Raw genomic sequence first — 19988 nt, 5'->3', positions numbered from 1 at the left:
TGCTTTAAATCAGCTTTAACTTCATGAATTTTAGAAAGTGGGATATCTTTATTAATATAAGCATTTCTACTCATATTACTATTTTAGTCACATTTAATATAAATATTTTTTGTCTAAAACTATACTTAAAAAACAACATAATCTTGAAATATCACAATCAATGTAATAGGAAACATTTTATTAAACTTTGATTATATTATTTGGTGATGAAAGATAGTTTTATTCTGGATATTACTTATTTGATAGTTTTTGGGTTAAAATTATGGTTTTTGGAACTATATTTTAGTGTTATTTGATGTTAAATTAAATACACTTCTTTTAGTTAAATTAGTCGAATCAGAAAATTCAGAGACTCTTTAACGATTTTTAGAGGAATCTTTAAGAAATCAAGACAAATTTTCAATTATAACAGATTTTAAAACACACTTATCTAGAAGATATTGATAAATTAAAAGTAAAACATGGTTTCTGCACATTTCATGTAAAAAACATAAATAAAAGATTTAAAGATTATTTTGATAAAAAATAACTTAAATGATGAAGAAATTGATGAATTAATTAATTTAAAACAAGATATTTTCAAAATATTAGATGCAAAAATCCTAAATGTAACTAAAAACTAAGAGATGAGTTAATTAATAAAAAATATTCTTAAAATCAGTTTATTATTAGAATTCTTTGGAAATTCATCATTCCTTACTTTAAAAAATTAACAACACATCTTTAAATAGCAATATTTCATCGACAAATAACAAAATTGAAAATATATTACAAAAAGTGTTTCCAAAACACATAAAAAAGATAATGAAAATAAAACAAGAACTTTTAAAAAAATTCATGCTAAAACTAAATTATTGGATACATAAATAATAAAAAACAATAAAATCAAACAAATTTTTGAAAGAACCGTTTGAAAGTACCGAAATATTTAAATAGGTCTAATTTATATACACATTAATTGTACAATATTTATTAAAAATATTGAAAAATTTATTACTATTTTTAATTAAAAAATAGTATATTCAAAAAAGTGGTTATGAATTATGTTATTTAAAAAGAACTTTTTGATAGTATTTGTGCTTTTCTTAGTTTTATTTTTAAGTTTAAGTTCGGTGTGTGCAACTGATAATAATACAGAGAACGATCCAGCGAATAATATATTAGAACAGGTTGTTTCAATTGATTCAACTGTTCAGAGTACTGGTGATGTTATTGGTGTTGGTGAAGATGATGATGAAACTAATGGAAATGATGATGATTTAAATGAAAGTGATGATGAAACTAATGAAACAGTTGAAGATTTAAATGAATCTAATGATACTTATGAGGAATTTTCTAATTTAACTGCTGAAAATATTGCTATTATTATGAATGATATTAAAAATTCTAATTCTGATAAATATTATTCTTTTATTAATTATTTAATTAATGAACATGGCTTTGAATTTCGCAGTGATTCTGTAGTTGGAGATGGTTATTTACTTTATGCTACAAGAAATTATATTGACAAATTATATAATGGTGGAAATTTTACTATTTCACCAAACGAAACATATTTTATTTCTACAAGTGAAAAAATGGGATGTTTTATTGATAATGATTATTATCAAGATATTATTTATTCACATGAAAATAATTATTACTTAGATGAAGAATACCTAAGTTGGCTAAAATCCAACTCAACATTATTAAAAATAAACATAACAATCCCCTCTGAATATTTAAATATTCCACAATTTGATAATATTAATGATTTTATCACTGGTTCTTATTTACCAAGCAAATATGATTCAAGAGAATTAGGTTATGTTACTCCTATTAAAAATCAGAACCAAAATGGATCTACGAGTAATTGTTGGGCTTTTGCATCTATAAGTGCTTTAGAAAGCTTTTTACTAAAATATGAAAAAACAACATACAACCTTTCAACAAAATGGGACTTATCAGAAAACCACCTAAAAAACATCATGAGCTCTAAAGGAAGAAATGGTACAGATATAGGAGTTAATGGTGGTGGAAATTTTTATATGGCTCTTGCTTATTTACTTCGTTGGAGTGGACCTGTAAATGAATCGGATGATATTTATGGATCTGGAGATAACTCAATTGAAAAATTAAATGTTTTAAAACATGTACAGGGAATACAACTAATACATCCACGAACATTTGCCTTAGATCTTTTAGAAATTAAAAATGCAGTTTATAATTATGGAAGCGTAGTAACTTCTCTATTTTGGGACACATCTTTTGAAAACAAAGAAAAATCAAATTACATATGTCTTCATGATTATGAGAAAGTTAAATATGCTATGTGGCATGCTATAACTATTGTTGGTTGGGATGATAATTACTCAGCATCTAATTTTAATAAATCTCTTAATGAAATGGGTGATGGGGCATTCATTGTTAAAAATAGTTATGGAAATAACTCTAAAGAAGGAGGATATTGGTATGTTTCATATTATGATAAAACACTAGCTTACAGTAAAATTTCTGATTTTGTAGGTTTTGCTTTTACCAATGTTGAAAATGTAACTAATTATGGAAATAACTACTATCATAATCCTTTAGGAATTACTGCATGGGCAGGTTTTTCTTCTAATAAAATTACTTTTGCTAATCAGTGGGTTGCTGAGAAAAATGAAACTTTAAAAGCATGTGGACTATACACTAGAGGACCATCAATTTGTGTTATTGACGTATCAATTAATGGAATTCATGTAGGGGACACTACTTTTGCTAATATTAATTATGCGGGATATCATACAATTAAACTATCAAATTTAATTAATGTAACTAAAGGTGAAACTTTTAGAATAGAAGTTCATTTAATTAATAATGGATTTAATGAAAATAAAATTATACCTTTAGAATACCCTGTTAATAATTCTTCTAAAATATACGCTAATGCTAATCAGTCTTTCATTTTGCTTAATATTAATGGAATCATCCAATGGATGGATACTACTAAAATTTGGTCTAATACTAATATTTGTCTTAATGCTTATACTGAGTGTAGGGATGCTTATGTTGAAACTAGGGTTCTTGCTAATAATTTGAATATGTTTTACACTACTAGTAATTCTTTAGTTGCTTATTTGTCAGATTTAAATGGTAATGCTTTAATAAATAAAATTATTATTTTTAATATTAATGGCAAATCTTATACTAAAATTACTGATAATAAGGGTAAGGTTTCTTTAAATATTAATCTTAATCCAGGATCTTATCGAACACTTATTAGTTTTAATGGAGATGATGTTTTTCATGAATCTAGTAAAGTTGTATATGTTAAAGTAAATAAAATAGTTCCTAAACTGATATTATCTCAATCTGGTTCGTATTACAAAGCTAAAACATTAACTGTTAAAGTTATTAATTCACATACTAACAAAGCAATGGGTAATGTAATGCTTTCTGTTAAATTTAATGATAAAAAGGTTAGTTTAAGAACTAATTCTAATGGAATTGCTACTTATAATGTTCCTTATGCTCCAGGAACTTATTCTGTAACTGTAACTACTGTTTCTACTAATACTTTAAGTGCACATTCTGCTAAGTTAAATGTTAAAATTAATAAAGTTACTAAGGTTGATATTTCCCTTACTAAGTTAACTACAACATATGATAGTGGTAAATATTTCCAAATCAAAGTTACTAAGGATTCCAAACCAATGATTGGGGTTAAGCTTAAAATTAAAGTATACACAGACAATAAATATAAAACAATCTCACTCACCACAAATAATGCAGGGATTGCTAAATATCATTGCTCTAAATTATCCATCGGAACTCATAAAGTAATCATAGAGAGTGGAGAACCAACTCAATACCTGCAAGCTGATTCAAAAACAAGTACGATAAAAATAAATAAAGCACCTACTATAGTAAATGCTAAAGATATAATTCATAAATACAAAGCAAACAAATATTTTACTGCTAATATTAAAAATAAAGTTACAGGAAAAACAATTACGGGAATAAAGGTTTTTCTTAAAGTTTTCACAGGAAAAAACTACAAAACATACACATTAACAACAAACGATAAAGGTACAATTTATTTAAATACAAAAATTTTAAGTGTAGGAACACATAAAGTTATTATAAGTTCTGCAAACAACAAATACACAATATCATGTACCAGAAATATAAAAATAATAAAATAAAAGGAGGATATAATAATGAATAAAATATTAATATCAACATTATTATTAATTATTTTAATATTCAGCATAGGATTAGTATCAGCTAATGAGAACATTAATGATACAATAATAGAAGACAATACTGATGCTCCAAATCTTTCTTATTTATCTAATATAGATAATGTTCCTTTAAAAAAAACAGGTGGAGTAGTTAGATATGTTAATGGAAGCACTTTTGAAGATATTCAAAAAACAATTAACATAGCAAACGATAATGATACCATTGTCCTTAATGGAACTTATAAAAGTACTGGTCATCAAATAATTGTTAATAAAAGCATAACAATCACAAGTGAAAATGGGCACAGTACTTTAGACGCTAATAAAAAATACAGAGCATTATACATACTTTCTGACAATGTAGTACTAAAAAACTTAAGAATAATAAATGGGAAAGTAAATGGGGGATATTTATCTATCTTGGAACCTTTAGAAAGTGGTCCTGGTGGTGCTATATATTGGAAAGGTAATAATGGAACTATAATCGCTTCATCAATATATAATAATGAATTTTATAGTGTAAGTTATGGTGGAAGTGGTGCTATTTATTGGGAAGGGGCAAACGGAACTATTCGAGATACATTTTTCTTCAATAACACAGGATATCATGGAATTATGGGTGCTGCTTCTCATTATAAGTTTTTAGAAGGTGTTGTTCATGGTGATTATATTGGAGATTTATATGATAATGATCCGTCTAAACCTGCTAGATTTTATTGTGTTGTTGTAAACTCTAAAGGACATTTAACTGCTAATAATCTTTCCATCAACTATGGAACAGCAGGTAATTTTCTTGTTAAATTTAGTTTAGGAGATATTCCATTTAAAGGAGACATTGTTAAAGTACACATATTTAAAAAAGGTTATGATAAAATATTTAACCTAACTATTGATGATAAGGGTTTAGGTGTTTTAAAGTTACCTGATAACTTAAATGATGGTATTTACAAGGTTGAATTAAGTAGTCATGATAAACTTTATAAGTATAGTGCTAATGCGATTATTAAAGTTAATAAAGTTCCAGCATTTATCCATGCTGATAATTTTAAAACCATATATAATTCAGGAAAATATTTCACCGTTGAACTTATGGATATAAAAAATTATTATTTCATTAGCAATGTTAAATTAGCATTAAAAGTCAATGGTAAAACATACTATGCAACTACAAATAAAAATGGAAAAGCCAAATTTAATGTATCAAAATGGAAAGCAGGAAACTATAAAGCTTATATTAATATTTTAAACAATTATAAATCACCAACCCAAAAGGTTAATATTAAAATCAATAAAATCCCCACAATTGTAAAAACAAATAAAATCACAGCAAAAATCCACAAAGACAAAAAATTAAACATCAAAATCATCAACAAAAAAACCAAAAAAGCAGTACCTTTTATTAAAATCAAAGTAAAATGCTTCACAGGAAAAAAATACAAAACATACACATTAATAACAGATGAAAAGGGACAAACTCACTTACACACATGTTGTTTAAAAGTCGGAACACATAAAGTAGTTATAAAATCAGCAAACCAAAATTACGCAATAAACAAAAACACTAAAATTAAAATAAAAAAATAAGGATTAAAACTTATATAATCCTTATTTTAACAATATTTATTATAACTGCATTTTTTTAAAACATAGATATTCTTATCTTTGTTTATTAATTTAGTTATTATAATAGTATTGATTAAGAGGGGTTATTTCATTGATGAATGGTAAAATATGAAATCTCTTTCAAAAACTTGTGTGATTTGAATTTTTTGTGGCATGAAAAATTTCTCTACTATTTATTATTTATTTTTAATTTAAAAGTAGTAAATTGTTTATATCAGCTTAAACTAATATATAGAATTTCTATGTAATAATATGAAGTCTATATGACTTAAACTTTTTGATTTGGTACTTGAATTTTCTGAATTCCGTGAATTTGAAGGTCTTTCTCGTTTGAATGTGAATCTATTAATGATAGTTCTAATTATATTAGAAAAGAGGGGCAAAATTCATTTTGAGAATAAAATTGCTAAGTTGTCCTTCTTGTAAATCACCAAACAATATTAAAAATGGAATTTTACGAAACGTAAACTTATATTTTTAAGAATTGATGAAAACTTAAAAAATGTGGTAAAATTTTTTTTACACTGATTTATATTCACCTGTTTCTAACAATTCAAATATTACATTCGCTGCTGATTGTATTGATGATTTATATCAGTTTATGATGCAGGACTTCATAGAAATCTCTTATTACTTAAAAAACAACATAATGTTGAAATATCACAACCAATTGTAATAGAAAATTTTATCATTATTTGATGCTAAATTAAATACACTTCTTTTAGTTAAATTTGGAAATTCATCATTTCCCATTTTGAAAAATTAACAACACGCCTTGAAAATAACAATATTGCATCGACAAATAACAAAATTGAAAATATATTTCAAAAAGCATTCCCAAAACACATAAAAAAGACAATGAAAATAAAACAAGAACTTTTAAAAAGATTCATGCTAAAACTAAATTATTGGAACATAAATAACAAAAAACAAAAAAATCACACAAATTTTTGAAAGAGCCTTCAGTTTTAAAAAGATAAATTATATGTATTAGTAAATTTATATTATTTTTACTGAAAACATGTTTTTCAGAGGTGATAGTATGAAATTGGTTTTCAAAAAAGTTATTGTACTACTTGCAATGCTTTTTATGTTATTTCTATCAGTTTCTATGGCATCTGCAATTGAAGATACGAATTCCTCATTAAACACAAGTTATGAGGATTTATCTATTGAAGAGGATAATTTAAACTTAGAAATTGAAAATAACCTAATGCATGAGAATGAGTCTGAATTTTTAAATAATAATTCGGATTATACTATTTTTAATAAAACGGATATAAATGAATCTAATCATGTTAATTTGATTGGTGATGGGGAAATATTTAATAAAAATATTTTTCCATCTTCTAAAGCTTCATTAATAACAAATGGGGTATCAAAAGAGATTAGTTCTAACTTAGTAGTGTATAAGGGATTTGAATCTACTTTTAAAGTAGTGTTTGAGGCAGAAGGTGTCAAATTAACTGGTAGGGAGGTTAATATCACTATTGACGATTTAATTTATACAAAAACTACCAATTATAATGGTGAGATTATTTTAAATCTTCCAGATGAGTTAGGCAAACACACTATCAAATATTCTCTTATGGGTGGTTTAAATATTCAAAATTTAACTGGCTTTTTAAATTTTACAGTTATTCCATCTTTAAAAACAAATATTAAAATTGCTGATAGTAATATAAATTACAGACAAGGTTTAAAGTCAGCTTTTATTGTTAAACTTGTTGATGGAAATAATAAAGCACTTAAAAATAAAACTGTTGTTTTTAAAGTTAATGGAAAAACCTACACTGCAAAAACCGACTCTAAAGGTTATGCAACGATTAAAATAAATCTTAAGAAAGGAAGTTATGTTATTAAATTTTTATTTGAAGGGGATATTCCTTATTTTTCATCGCAAGGATCCTATAAAATAAAAGTTAAATCACCAATGGCAAAAGGATATTCCTATTGGGTAAATGGGAAACATATGAAACGGGTGAAGCTATCTAAATTAGCTAAACTTGGAACTAAACACATTTTCTTACTAGCTAATGCATTTTCAATATATGGAAAATCTTCTGTTGTATCTTGGATTAAACAAGCTAATAAAAAAGGAATTAAAGTACATATATGGATGCAGGTATTTTACAATGGTGGAAAATGGGTTCGTACAGTTGATGCCAATGGCAAATACAAATATTCTTTTTTTAATAAGAAAATTAAAGAAGCTAAATATTATGCTCGTGTTAAGGGAGTAGCTGGAGTTCATTTTGATTATTTAAGATATCCTGGCGGTGCTTATAAATATAGTAATTCAGTAAGCTCCATTACTTATTTTACTAAAAAATGTGGTATTGAAGTTCACAAGGTAAAACCAAATGCAATAATGTCGGCTGCGGTCATGCCAGAACCTGGAGCAATGATTAAATATTATGGGCAAGATATTCCACAATTAAGTAAATATTTGGATGTTGTAGTCCCCATGTCTTATAAAGGAAACTATCGTCAAAATATGAAATGGATTAAAAGTGTTACATCAACATTTGTAAAACAATCAAATGGGGCTCAAATTTGGGCAGGTTTACAGACTTATAAGTCTGATTCTAATCCAAAAAAACTTTCTTACCAAACACTTTTTAAAGATGCAAAATCAGGAATGAATGGAGGTGCAAAAGGAATAGTTTTATTTAGATATGGGTTAACGAAGTTTATCAATTTTAAAAAATTATAATTATTCTTTTTTTTAATACAAGGATGTTCGCCAAAAAGTTTATCTTTGCTTGAAAAAGATTAAAAAATCCTCATTTTAGTAAAAAATTTATTTTACAGAAAATTAATTTTGGTGGACACTCGCAATATAAATAGGCATATTTATAGTTAAAAACAAATCCTAAATATTGAATGAATTTAACTAAGTTGTGATGGCTATGAATTTAGAAGAAATGATTTATAAAAGGCAATCTTGTAGAAAGTTTAAAAGTGAATCTTTAAGTGATGAGGTTTTTGATAAAATAGATGATTTTTACAAAAATACACCTCCCTATTTGAGGATATAAAAATTGATTATAAAATATTAAATGCAGATAACATTAAAACAATGCATAAGTGGGGAGCACCTCATTTTATTGCACTTTACTCAGAGCAAAAAGATAACTATTTAGAAAATATAGGATTTGTTTTCCAACAGATATGTTTATTCATGCAAAGTATAGGTATAGCATCATGTTGGATAAAAATGGCAAGTATTCGCGATAAAAACATGGTGGATATTGACTCGTCACTTAAATTTGTGATCTTAATAGCTATTGGAAAAGCAGATGGAGAACTATACAGGCAATCTAGTAAGGCTGATAGGAAAAAATTAGCAGAAATTTCAGACTTTAAAGATGAGAAATTAAAGCCAGCACAACTGGCACCATCATCTATAAACAGTCAACCGTGGTATTTTACGCATGATGAGGATTATTTAAATGTTTATAGGAAAAATCCAAATTTTTTAAAGAAAAAATTCTTAGAACCATTAAACAAAATCGACATGGGAATATGTTTAGCTCACATGTATATAGCTAACAGAGAATCATTTTCATTTGAAATACTTAAAAATAATGGGTTGGATGGTTATAGGTATCTTGGAAGTATTAAAATTTAAAGTGTATGGACGATTAGTCCTTATACATTTCTCTTAATTTTCTTCTAAGCAACTTCCAACCATTTACCTTTGGAAGCTCATCAAGGTCAAAAATTTTTCTTGGAACTTTATACCTAGATAAATTTTCACGAGCATAGCTAATTAAACCATCACTATCAGCTTCACCTTTCCAGACAACAGCAGCTACTGGAATTTCTCCCCTGTGACAATCATTAATACTGAAAATAGCTATTTCCTGAACTTTAGGATATTTAATTAAAACTTCTTCGACCTCAGTCGGGTAAATTTTCCAACCACTCATTACAATCATGTCTTTTTTACGGTCAGTGATGAATAAACGGTTATCATCATCAAGATAACCTACATCTCCAGTTAAAAACCAACCGTCTTCTAAAAAGGATTCTTTTGTTGCATCATCGTTTCCCCAATACCCTTTAGCTACAGCAGGACCTCTAAGTGCAATCTCGCCTTGTTCATACGGCTTTAATGTAATGTTGGGGTCGTTTTCATCCACGATTTTTACTTCTGAAAAACAAACTGGATGACCTACGCTTTCGAATCTATCGGCTTCTTTATAATCTTCAGGTCGTATAACAGTACCGGTTCCAATCACAATAGTTTCTGAAAGTCCATAAGCGTTTATAATAGGTATTTTGTAAGTTCTATGGAATTCTTTCCATATTTTTTTATGGAGGGGTCCTCCTCCGCTAATGATCTCTTTAACACTTTTTAAATTATCTCTTGCATCAATACTTGTTAAAGAATGAATTACAGGAGGCATTCCAGTTAAAACACTCACTTCTTCTTTTTTGCATAATTTTAAACATTCGTCTAAGTTAAATTCCTCAATCAATATGTAAAATGCAGCGGCTCTAAGTGCAGCTATTGCCCAGGAAAGACCTACATGAGCCATTGGATAGATTCCTAAAAAAACATCGTCTTGGTTTAATCTTAAAACATCACATTCATTATGAATTGCTGTAAAGTAGTTTCCATGTGTTAACATTGCTCCTTTAGGTTTTCCTGTTGTTCCGGATGTATATTGAAGTTGACATAAATCATCCCAATTGGTAGTAGCTGCAGGCAATATTTCAGATGTTTTGAATCGTTCAACATTTTTTGGAATGTAACTTTTGAGATTAACTAAGTCTTTGGCATCATCATCAGTAATTATTAATTTAGCCTTTGAATCATCAATAATATATTGGAGTTCGGATGGGGTAAAAATCCTATTTGTTGGAATTGCCACACAGCCTATTCTCCATATTGCAAAAAGCGAAAATAAATATTCTGTTGAATTATTTAGATAAATTAAAACCCTGTCTCCTTTTTGAAGATTTAAATCTTTTAAATCACATCCAATCTTGGAAACTATTCTTAAAATCTCTTGTGATGAGTATTTTTCATTTGTTCTTGGATTATAAAGTACTTTTTTATCTAAACGTGTAGCATTAGCATCAAGAAATGTTGTAATATTAAGCATTTAAATCAACTCATTTAAAATAGCTTTTGTTAATTCTTTTGTTGTTGAATTCCCTCCCAAATCAGGAGTCATTGTTTTTCCGCTAGCTATAACTTTTTCAACAGCTTTGTTAATATCATTTGCACTTTCAATTTCACCTAAATATTCTAGCATCATAGCAAGTGATAAAATCATTGAGGATGGGTTAGCTATATTTTTTCCAGCTATATCTGGTGCAGAACCATGTACAGGTTCAAATAATGCATTTTTATCTCCAATATTTCCTGAAGGTGCAAGACCAAGACCTCCAACAAGGCCGGCTCCTTCATCAGACAATATATCTCCAAATAAGTTTGTAGATAGTATTACATCAAAATTTTGTGGCTTGGTTACAAGATACATTGCTGTTGCATCTACATAATAATCTTCCGTGATAATCTGAGGATAACTTTTAGCTATTTTATAAAATGATTCTTTAAAAACACCATCGGTCTTTTTTAAAACATTACTTTTATGAACACATGTCACTTTGCTTCTTGCTTTTTTAAAGGCCATTTCAGCGATCTTTTCACTAGCTTTAAAGGTAATGTGCCTCTCGGCAATCATTTTATTATCATCACCATATTCAACCTGACAATAAATTCCTTCGGTGTTTTCACGTACTATTAAAAAGTCAATGTCATCTCGTATACATTTAACTCCTTTGTAAGACTTTATTGGTCTTAAATTAGCATATGTATGAAGTTCTTTTCTTAAATTAATTATTGGACTTGATTTTCCAGGTGTTGATGTAGATGCTCCAAATAGTGTTGCATCACTTTTTTTAGCTATTTTTATTGTTTCTTCAGGCAATGTTGTACCAGTTTTTTTAAAACATTCAAAACCAGCTTCACCATATCTTAAACTAAAATTTAAGTCTAATTTATCGATTAAATATTCAGCCGATGCCATTACTTCCTTTCCTATTCCGTCTCCACTTATTATCGCAATATCATACATTATTTCACTTATAAATTTTGTTCGTATATATTAGAAATATATTTATACATTCACGAATATAATATATATGCACTCATTATAAAAAAATATTAAGTGTTTTTTTAAAATCTTTTTGAGGGGATTGAAATGAATAGAAGTATCGATGAATTAATTAGGCTTTTAAACGACAAAGATGATTTTGTTGTTGAAGAAGCCATGGGCGAATTGGAAATAAGAAAAGATGAATCATTAGATCCATTAATTGAAGCATTATCTCATAGGAAAAAAGGTATTAGATTAAATGCAGCTACTCTTTTAGGGGGATTTGCTAATCCTAAATCTATTCCTGCTTTAATTGAAAGATTAAAAGACAATAATAAATTAGTTAGAAGGGAAGCATCAACAGCTTTAAGCCGCATGGGAGAACCTGCTGTTTTACCACTAATCGAAACTTTAGATGATGAAGACTGGAGAGTGAGGGGAGCAGCCGCTTGGGCATTGGGTAATCTTGGTGATAAAAGAGCATTGAAACATTTAGAAAAACTCTTAAGCGATGAAAGCGGTTATGTAAAATCTGGTGCCGAAAGCGCTATTAATACTATTAATAGAGACTAACTCCTTCAACTTTTTTCTTTTTTTTAAGGCAGTTTTCCATTAAATTTATATATCCTCTAATAAAAATTCTATAAGGGGACAGTGATTAGATGAACATCGGGATTTTGAATTTACAAGGGGCTGTAAGTGAGCATTATAACATCACGAAAAAGGCAATAAAAAACATGGGTATCGATGCTGATGTAAAAACGGTAAGATATGCAGAAGATGTTGCAAAATGCAATGCTTTAATCATCTCTGGTGGAGAGAGTACTGTAATTGGAAAACTAATAGCAGTAAGAGGAATTGATAAAGTAATAAAAGAAAAAAACATTCCAGTATTTGGAACTTGTGCTGGTATGGTGCTTTTAGGTAAAAAAACAGACTTTGACCAACCGTTGCTTGGGATTATGGATATATCCGTAAAGAGAAACAGCTATGGAAGACAAAAGGATTCATTTGAAACTAGCATCCAAATTTTTGGAAGCGAGTATCCTGGAGTATTCATAAGAGCTCCATCGCTTGAGGGCTATGATAAAAGTAAGGATGACATAAAAGTTTTATCAAGATTTGAAGGTAAAATAATAGCTATTCAGCAAGGATCTAACATTGCATTATCGTTTCATCCTGAACTAACGGAAGATACTAGTATTCATGAATATTTCATTCGTGAAGTGTTAAATTCTAGCTAAAGACTTATTAACTTTAAGTCATCTTTTTAATAATAAATTATTAAGTAATATAGTATTAATTAATACTTTTTTTAACTGATGTGTCAAAATAGTTATCTAATTAAAATTAGCTAATATTCAGTATATTTTTTCGATTAAGGAAGTTTAACAGCATTAATTGTAAAGTTGTTAATGGCTTAGCTATTTTACCTTACCTAACACCTTTTAAAATATTTTAAAAATTAATTAAAAGTAATAATTTGTACCTTATTTTGGAGTATTTTTTGATTTAAAGTTTAATTTGAATTATTTTTATTTAACTTTTTAAATTAACTCCAATTTTCTATTGTTTTTTAATTTAAACTGTCATTACTAATAATTGAATTAAGTAATATTTATATAATTATTACTAGTAAATAGTATTGATTGTTATATCTGGCGATCTGCAACAAAAAATTATAGTAAATTAGCACGTCATCAAACTTTGCCATTTTTTCTGCTTTATTTACTATAATTTTTCATTTTTTTTCTTTTTTTATATAAAAATGGCTTTTTCGTTTACTCACTCAAGAAAAAAATACAAGCTTCAACCTTGTTTTGGACAAGGGAATTAATTGCATAATTAATTATTTATCTAGTAAAATCATGTTATCTAGGTTATTTTTAAAATTTTTATTCTAGTATTACTCTTTTAATTAAAATTATTAATTTCATATTATTTAAAATGTAATAAGTATTACATTTTTCAGTTTTATCATTACGACTTTATTTAAGGTAATGTTAATCATTAATTGGGATTTTTTATTTTTACTCATTATTCGAAGGATTTTTCTATGGTAGCTCTATGGATATTTCTTTATTTTTATTTTTATTTTTATCATGATTTTTTTATTTTTCTTTTAAAGTATTATTTTTTTATTTTAATCTTAAATATGGGAGTATTTTTCTAATTAAGGATTTTTACAATTGTTTTAAATTAAAATTATTGCTTTTATGAGGATTTACCAAATTTTATAAAGTTTTATTCAATTTTAAATAAAGTAAACTTTATATGTTTATTACTTGTAATAGTTATTGATTATTTCGCTGAAATAATTGTTATTAAGATTAATATTAAAAAACTTATTCTTTTTGATATTTTTCGTTTTATGGAGGTTATTGATGAAAATATACGACGACACTCTTGATTTATATGGTCCAGATGGAAAACTCATTGAAGAATCTGCACCACTTGAATCAATTAGTCCGCTTAAGAATTCTGCAATTCGTAGAATGATTTTTGATATTAAAAGATCAAGTGCGGTTAATTTGGCAGGTATTGAAAAAGGTTTAAGAACCGGAGCAATGGGTGGAAAATCTGTTTACATTCCAGGCAGGGAATTGGATTTGCCCATTGTTGAAAATGCCGAGTTAATTGCCGAGAAAATTAAAAGAATTATCCAAGTTGAAGAAGATGATGAAACAAATGTTGAGCTTATAAATGGAGGCCAACAATTACTTGTTCAGCTTCCTCATGAGAGATTAGAAGTTGCTGCTGATTATACAGTTTCAAATTTACTAGCAGGGTCATCTGTTATTCAATCTATTATTGATAGTTTTGATATTAATATTTTTGACGCATCTACAATAAAAACAGCAGTAATGGGGGCATATCCTCAAACTGTTGATTTAGGTGGAGCAAATATTAGCGCTCTTTTAGGACCTCCTGTACTTTTAGAGGGATTAGGTTATGGTTTGAGAAATGTTATGGCAAATCATGTTGTAGCTATTACAAATAAAAACACTTTAAATGCTGCAGCATTGTCTTCTATAATGGAACAAACTGCAATGTTTGAAACTGGTGATGCATCTGGTGCTTTTGAGAGGATGCATTTGTTAACTTTGGCTTATCAGGGACTAAACGCTAATAATTTAGTTATGGATATTGTCAGGGAAAATGCAAAAGGTACTGTAGGTACTGTAATTCAATCATTAGTTGGAAGGGCAATTGAGGATAATGTAATTAAAGTTGCTAAAAGAATGCCTTCTGGTTATGATATTTATGAGCCTGTTGATTGGGCTTTATGGAATGCCTATGCTGCTGCGGGTTTGCTTGCTGCTGTAATTGTAAATGTGGGTGCAGCAAGAGCGGCTCAAGCAGTAGCATCTACTGTATTATACTATAATGACATGTTGGAATATGAAACTGGTCTTCCTGGTGTAGATTATGGTAGAACTGAAGGTGTAGGAGTGGGATTTAGTTTCTTTTCACATTCTATTTATGGTGGTGGAGGGCCTGGAACTTTCCATGGAAACCATGTAGTAACAAGACATTCTAAAGGGTGTGCAATTCCATGTGCATCAGTTGCAATGTGCTTGGATGCAGGTACTCAAATGTTTTCTGTTGAGAGAACATCTTCACTTATTGGAGTGGTATATGGGACAATTGATTATCTTAAAAATCCTATTGTCAATGTAGCTAAAGTCGCAGGAGAACTTAAAAATACACTTTAAGGTGATTGTATGGACGAATCAAAAGAAATTAATGTAATTGATATTAAAATTGTCCCTGACAGATATTTAAAACCGGACACTTGTGAAAAAATTCTTAATGAAATTTATGAATTAGAAGGACTTATTAGAGTTTTAGTTCATGGTCCGTCGCTTCCTAAAAAAGTGTTTTATGGTCCTGGAAAGGGACATGAAGTTAATCATAGTGATCGCAAATCAATTAACATTCGTGGGGAGAGTTTAGATTTACGAATCATGGTAGGAAATATCATATTGACAGTAGATATTTCTCATTTTAACGATTTAATGGATCAGTTAAGTACAATTTTAGATAAAAACACACCATGTGATTACTCATTGCTTGTTGGGGTATTTACAAGGACTAAATCAACAATCTCAGATTATTTAAAATATGGAAATGGATTTGAAAATTATATTGACGAACGTTACATTGGTTTAGTTGATTGTCGAGCAATAAGTTCTCAGAGCGTAAAAGTTATAAAATAATTTTATGTGGTGAATCAATGACATATAAAGCACAATTTTATCCAGGTAATTCAATTATTGCTGAAAATAGAAGAAAACACATGAATCCAGAGCATAAGTTTAAAAAAGTTAGAGATGTATCGGATGAGGGCATAGTAAAAATACTCGGTCATAGAAACCCCGGTGAAAGCTATAAAACAGTACATCCACCATTAGCAGAAATGGCAGATGATGGGGATATAATAAAACACATTGTAGAAGCATCACCCGGCGCAAAAGAAGGAATACGTATTAGATACATCCAATTTGCTGATTCAATGTATAATGCTCCGGCCCAGCCGTATGATCGGGCAAGAACCTACATGTGGAGATACCGTGGAGTAGATACCGGAACATTATCTGGAAGACAAGTAATAGAAATAAGAGAACAAGATTTGGAAAAAATTTCAAAAGAATTAATAGAAACGGACATTTTTGACCCAGCAAGATCAGGAATGAGGGGAGCAACAGTACACGGACACTCCTTAAGACTTGATGAAAACGGATTGATGTTTGATGGGCTTCAAAGATACATGTATGATGAGAAAACAGGGCATGTTAACTATGTAAAAGACCAAGTAGGAAGGCCGCTTGATGAAAAAATCGATGTTGGAGCTCCACTTGATGAAGATTACTTAAGAAAAATCACAACAATATACAGAGAAGATAATGTTGGATTAAGACAAGACAAGGAAGCACTTGAAGTAATTGAAACTATCCACACATCTAGAACAGAAGGTGGATATGGATTAGGAGTATTTTCCAAAGATCTAAAAAAGAAGCTAGGTGAGAAAAATGAGTAGCGATAATAAAAAATTCTTAAGTGCACTAACAGAAAAATTCAAAGGCGAAGACCAAAAAAGCGATCATACAAGTTTTTACTGCTTTGATGGGTGGAAACAATCTCCAAGAAAAAGAGAATTTAATGATGTAGCCGAAAAACTAGCAAAAGAGCGGAACATGCCGTTTTATAATCCAGATATTGGAGTGCCATTAGGCCAGAGGCAATTAATGGCATATAAAATCTCTGGAACAGACTCATATGTAGAGGGAGATGACCTGCACTTTTGTAACAATGCGGCTATCCAACAATTAGTTGATGACATAAAAAGAACAATTATTGTAGGAATGGATACAGCACACTCGGTGCTTCAAGAAAGATTGGGTGTGGAAGTAACTCCCGAGACAATCAATGAATACATGGAAAACATTAACCATGCACTTCCAGGTGGGGCAGTAGTTCAGGAACACATGGTGGAAGTACATCCTGGTCTAGCACAAGACTGCTATGCAAAAATCTTCACTGGAAACGATGACTTAGCAGACGAACTAGACAAAAGAGTCTTAATAGATATTAACAAAGAATTTCCCGAAGATCAAGCAGAAATGCTTAAAAGCTACATTGGAAACAAAACATACCAAGTAAGTAGAGTACCAACACTCGTTGTCAGATCATGTGATGGAGGAACAGTATCAAGATGGTCTGCAATGCAAATAGGAATGAGTTTTATTAATGCATATAAACTATGTGCAGGCGAAGCAGCTATTGCGGACTTTTCATACGCAGCAAAACATGCAGACGTAATTGGAATGGCATCATTCCTACCTGCAAGACGTGCAAGAGGACCTAATGAGCCTGGAGGAATTTCCTTTGGGGCACTATCAGACATGGTTCAGACCTCAAGAATAACAGATGATCCAGCAGAAACAACCCTGGAAGTAATTGCAGCTGCAGCTGCAGTTTACGACCAAGTATGGTTAGGATCCTACATGTCAGGAGGAGTGGGATTTACCCAATATGCAAGTGCAACATACACGGACGACATTTTAGACGACTTTGTCTATTATGGGATGGACTATGTTGAGAAAAACTATGGTCTATGTGGAGCTGAAAAATCAATGGATGTAGTTCGTGACATATCAACAGAAGTAACTCTATACGGCCTTGAACAATATGAACTACCAACACTTTTAGAAACACACTTTGGAGGATCTCAAAGGGCATCAGTAGTATCTGCTGCAGCAGGATGTTCAACAGCATTTGCAACAGGAAACTCAAATGCAGGAGTAAACGGTTGGTACTTAAGCATGATTTTACACAAAGAAGCACATTCAAGACTGGGATTTTATGGATATGACTTGCAAGACCAATGTGGAGCAGCTAATTCACTATCAATTAGGAGTGATGAAGGTTTAATACATGAACTAAGAGGACCGAACTATCCTAACTATGCAATGAATGTGGGACACCAACCAGAATATGCAGGAATAGCTCAAGCACCGCATGCGGCAAGAGGAGATGCGTTCAGTGCAAACCCGCTAATTAAAATAGCATTTGCAGATGACAACCTAACCTTTGACTTTAAACACCCGAGACGCGAAATAGCAAAAGGAGCTCTAAGAGAATTCATGCCATCTGGAGAAAGAGACATCATCATACCATCAGTTTAAGGGAGCTTAAAAACTCCCAACATTTTTTAATTAAAAAATATATAATAGACATCATGGATGAATATACAAAAAAGCTATTATTAAAAGCAAAAACATATTTTAAGCAAAAAAACTATAAAAAAGCTTTAATTCATTACGATAAAATATTAAAGCTGGACTCACAATCTATTGAAGCTTTAAGTATGAAAGGTCAGATATTTTTTGAAAATAAAGACTATGAAAATGCAATAAAATATTTTAATAAAGCTTTAAAAATAAATCCAAAACAATCAAAAACACTACTTTTCAAATCAAAATCCTTATTTCATCTGGAAAAATACTTAGATTCATTCACTTATTACAATAAAGCTATTGAAATAGACAAATCATTAGAAGATAAGAAATTTTTTAATAATGTAAACGAAATAGTCCAAAACCAAAAATTAAATGAAAAATACATCATATTTAAAGATAAATATTACATAGTTAAAAAAGACACAGAGGAATTTGGATCATTTATATTACTTGAAAATGCAATCACACTTAGAAATTTATTAATGGAAAACAAATGGGATATTGAAAAAATACCTGATGATTATTTGACAGACCACAGCCTGGCCAGTCATGATAGAATCTTTTATATTAGAAAATACAAGGATAAATACGTCTTATCGAAGGTAATAAACAATGAACTCGAATATTTTGGAACCTACGATACAAAAGAGGAAGCTGCTGCCCAAAGAACATACCTAATCAATCACAACTGGCAAATGATTCAGGAAAATAATGAAAAAATAGATGAGCACGTTTACCAAGTAGGCGATGAATACTTAGTTATAAACCAAAATGAAATTTATGCAAGATTTCAAGATATTTCAGAAGCTATTAGATTTAGAAATTACTGTATTAAAATGAATTGGAAGATATGAATAATGATAAATTAACTTTTTTTATCATTGTCAACTTAATCGGAATTAATGAGTATTATTTGTTTTCAATGCTTGCGAATTATTGTTTTGTAATTTATTTTCAATAAAATCTTCTAATTGGTGAGGATATTGTTATTTTTTATTAACTTCAAATCCATGTTCATTCATTTTATTTTCAAATAATGAAACTCTTTTAGAACTTAATTTTAATTCAATTAAAACATCCATTTTATTTTGTTTGGTGATTGTTTTAATTTTAAAGATATTTTTTTCAAATTCAGATATGCTATTTAGTAACTTTAATAATTCGTTATTTTTTATTATAGTGTATTACTAAATATTTATACCTAGATATTCTTTGACCCAGTTTTTGTAGAATGATGTTAAATCAACTATTTTGTAGTATTCTCGTTTAAATATTTCTATTAATTCATTTAAATTTTCATA

General features: G+C 29.1%; 14 protein-coding genes. 12 read left to right on the top strand and 2 right to left on the bottom strand.

Going from position 1 to position 19988, the window contains the following annotated elements:
- The first annotated feature begins 1043 nt into the window (after positions 1-1043).
- From MBORA_RS05080 to MBORA_RS05065, 5 genes are all read left to right on the top strand, one after another.
- Positions 1044-4166 (top strand): lectin like domain-containing protein, encoded by a 3123-nt coding sequence (locus MBORA_RS05080; protein WP_042694792.1) that lies wholly within the window; start codon positions 1044-1046, stop codon positions 4164-4166.
- 15 nt (positions 4167-4181) lie between these two features.
- Entirely contained in the window at positions 4182-5789 is a 1608-nt protein-coding gene (locus MBORA_RS05075; protein WP_063720327.1) for a right-handed parallel beta-helix repeat-containing protein, read from the top strand.
- A 1081-nt stretch (positions 5790-6870) separates the two neighbouring features.
- Positions 6871-8544, top strand: a complete 1674-nt coding sequence (locus MBORA_RS05070; protein ID WP_052331867.1) for a hypothetical protein — start codon at positions 6871-6873, stop codon at positions 8542-8544.
- Positions 8545-8740: 196 nt separating this feature from the next.
- The gene (locus MBORA_RS11325) at positions 8741-8869 is read left to right on the top strand and encodes a hypothetical protein (protein ID WP_261795656.1); all 129 of its coding nucleotides are present in this window, start codon (positions 8741-8743) and stop codon (positions 8867-8869) included.
- Positions 8866-9462, top strand: a complete 597-nt coding sequence (locus MBORA_RS05065; RefSeq protein ID WP_081738423.1) for a nitroreductase family protein — start codon at positions 8866-8868, stop codon at positions 9460-9462. The genes MBORA_RS11325 and MBORA_RS05065 overlap by 4 nt, the downstream gene beginning before the upstream one ends.
- A gap of 13 nt (positions 9463-9475) precedes the next feature.
- Here MBORA_RS05065 and MBORA_RS05060 read toward each other — a convergent pair whose 3' ends face one another.
- Together MBORA_RS05060 and aksF are read right to left on the bottom strand one after the other, a co-directional pair.
- Positions 9476-10945 (bottom strand): class I adenylate-forming enzyme family protein, encoded by a 1470-nt coding sequence (locus MBORA_RS05060; protein ID WP_042694797.1) that lies wholly within the window; start codon positions 10943-10945, stop codon positions 9476-9478.
- Positions 10946-11923: a homoisocitrate dehydrogenase gene (aksF, locus tag MBORA_RS05055; protein WP_042694799.1), complete on the bottom strand. Its 978-nt coding sequence runs from the start codon at positions 11921-11923 to the stop codon at positions 10946-10948.
- Positions 11924-12049: 126 nt separating this feature from the next.
- Here aksF and MBORA_RS05050 point away from each other — a divergent pair, with 126 nt between their 5' ends.
- From MBORA_RS05050 to MBORA_RS05020, 7 genes are all read left to right on the top strand, one after another.
- Complete coding sequence (locus tag MBORA_RS05050) at positions 12050-12517, top strand: HEAT repeat domain-containing protein (protein WP_042694800.1); 468 nt, start codon at positions 12050-12052, stop codon at positions 12515-12517.
- An 89-nt stretch (positions 12518-12606) separates the two neighbouring features.
- Positions 12607-13188: a pyridoxal 5'-phosphate synthase glutaminase subunit PdxT gene (gene pdxT, locus MBORA_RS05045; protein WP_063720326.1), complete on the top strand. Its 582-nt coding sequence runs from the start codon at positions 12607-12609 to the stop codon at positions 13186-13188.
- A gap of 1140 nt (positions 13189-14328) precedes the next feature.
- Positions 14329-15660, top strand: a complete 1332-nt coding sequence (mcrB, locus tag MBORA_RS05040; RefSeq protein ID WP_042694802.1) for a coenzyme-B sulfoethylthiotransferase subunit beta — start codon at positions 14329-14331, stop codon at positions 15658-15660.
- 9 nt (positions 15661-15669) lie between these two features.
- Entirely contained in the window at positions 15670-16164 is a 495-nt protein-coding gene (mcrD, locus tag MBORA_RS05035) for a methyl-coenzyme M reductase operon protein D (RefSeq protein WP_042694804.1), read from the top strand.
- 17 nt (positions 16165-16181) lie between these two features.
- A complete protein-coding gene (gene mcrG, locus MBORA_RS05030; protein WP_042694805.1) occupies positions 16182-16985 on the top strand; it encodes a coenzyme-B sulfoethylthiotransferase subunit gamma in 804 nt (267 codons plus the stop codon).
- Positions 16978-18633: a coenzyme-B sulfoethylthiotransferase subunit alpha gene (gene mcrA / locus MBORA_RS05025; protein ID WP_042694806.1), complete on the top strand. Its 1656-nt coding sequence runs from the start codon at positions 16978-16980 to the stop codon at positions 18631-18633. Before mcrG ends, mcrA begins: the two co-directional genes overlap by 8 nt.
- 53 nt (positions 18634-18686) lie before the next feature.
- The gene (locus tag MBORA_RS05020; RefSeq protein ID WP_063720325.1) at positions 18687-19541 is read left to right on the top strand and encodes a tetratricopeptide repeat protein; all 855 of its coding nucleotides are present in this window, start codon (positions 18687-18689) and stop codon (positions 19539-19541) included.
- Positions 19542-19988: the final 447 nt, after the last annotated feature.

Source organism: Methanobrevibacter oralis, assembly GCF_001639275.1.
Classification (GTDB): Archaea; Methanobacteriota; Methanobacteria; order Methanobacteriales; family Methanobacteriaceae; genus Methanocatella; species Methanocatella oralis.
The sequence above is the reverse complement of the archived record's forward strand: the minus strand, read 5'-3'. Positions and strand labels throughout refer to the sequence as shown.

Coding starts and splice junctions, on each gene's coding strand:
- MBORA_RS05080 (WP_042694792.1), top strand. CDS start 1,044: ATGTTATTTAAAAAGAACTTTTTGATAGTATTTGTGCTTTTCTTAGTT.
- MBORA_RS05075 (WP_063720327.1), top strand. CDS start 4,182: ATGAATAAAATATTAATATCAACATTATTATTAATTATTTTAATATTC.
- MBORA_RS05070 (WP_052331867.1), top strand. CDS start 6,871: ATGAAATTGGTTTTCAAAAAAGTTATTGTACTACTTGCAATGCTTTTT.
- MBORA_RS11325 (WP_261795656.1), top strand. CDS start 8,741: ATGAATTTAGAAGAAATGATTTATAAAAGGCAATCTTGTAGAAAGTTT.
- MBORA_RS05060 (WP_042694797.1), bottom strand. CDS start 10,945: ATGCTTAATATTACAACATTTCTTGATGCTAATGCTACACGTTTAGAT.
- aksF (WP_042694799.1), bottom strand. CDS start 11,923: ATGTATGATATTGCGATAATAAGTGGAGACGGAATAGGAAAGGAAGTA.
- MBORA_RS05050 (WP_042694800.1), top strand. CDS start 12,050: ATGAATAGAAGTATCGATGAATTAATTAGGCTTTTAAACGACAAAGAT.
- pdxT (WP_063720326.1), top strand. CDS start 12,607: ATGAACATCGGGATTTTGAATTTACAAGGGGCTGTAAGTGAGCATTAT.
- mcrB (WP_042694802.1), top strand. CDS start 14,329: ATGAAAATATACGACGACACTCTTGATTTATATGGTCCAGATGGAAAA.
- mcrD (WP_042694804.1), top strand. CDS start 15,670: ATGGACGAATCAAAAGAAATTAATGTAATTGATATTAAAATTGTCCCT.
- mcrG (WP_042694805.1), top strand. CDS start 16,182: ATGACATATAAAGCACAATTTTATCCAGGTAATTCAATTATTGCTGAA.
- mcrA (WP_042694806.1), top strand. CDS start 16,978: ATGAGTAGCGATAATAAAAAATTCTTAAGTGCACTAACAGAAAAATTC.
- MBORA_RS05020 (WP_063720325.1), top strand. CDS start 18,687: ATGGATGAATATACAAAAAAGCTATTATTAAAAGCAAAAACATATTTT.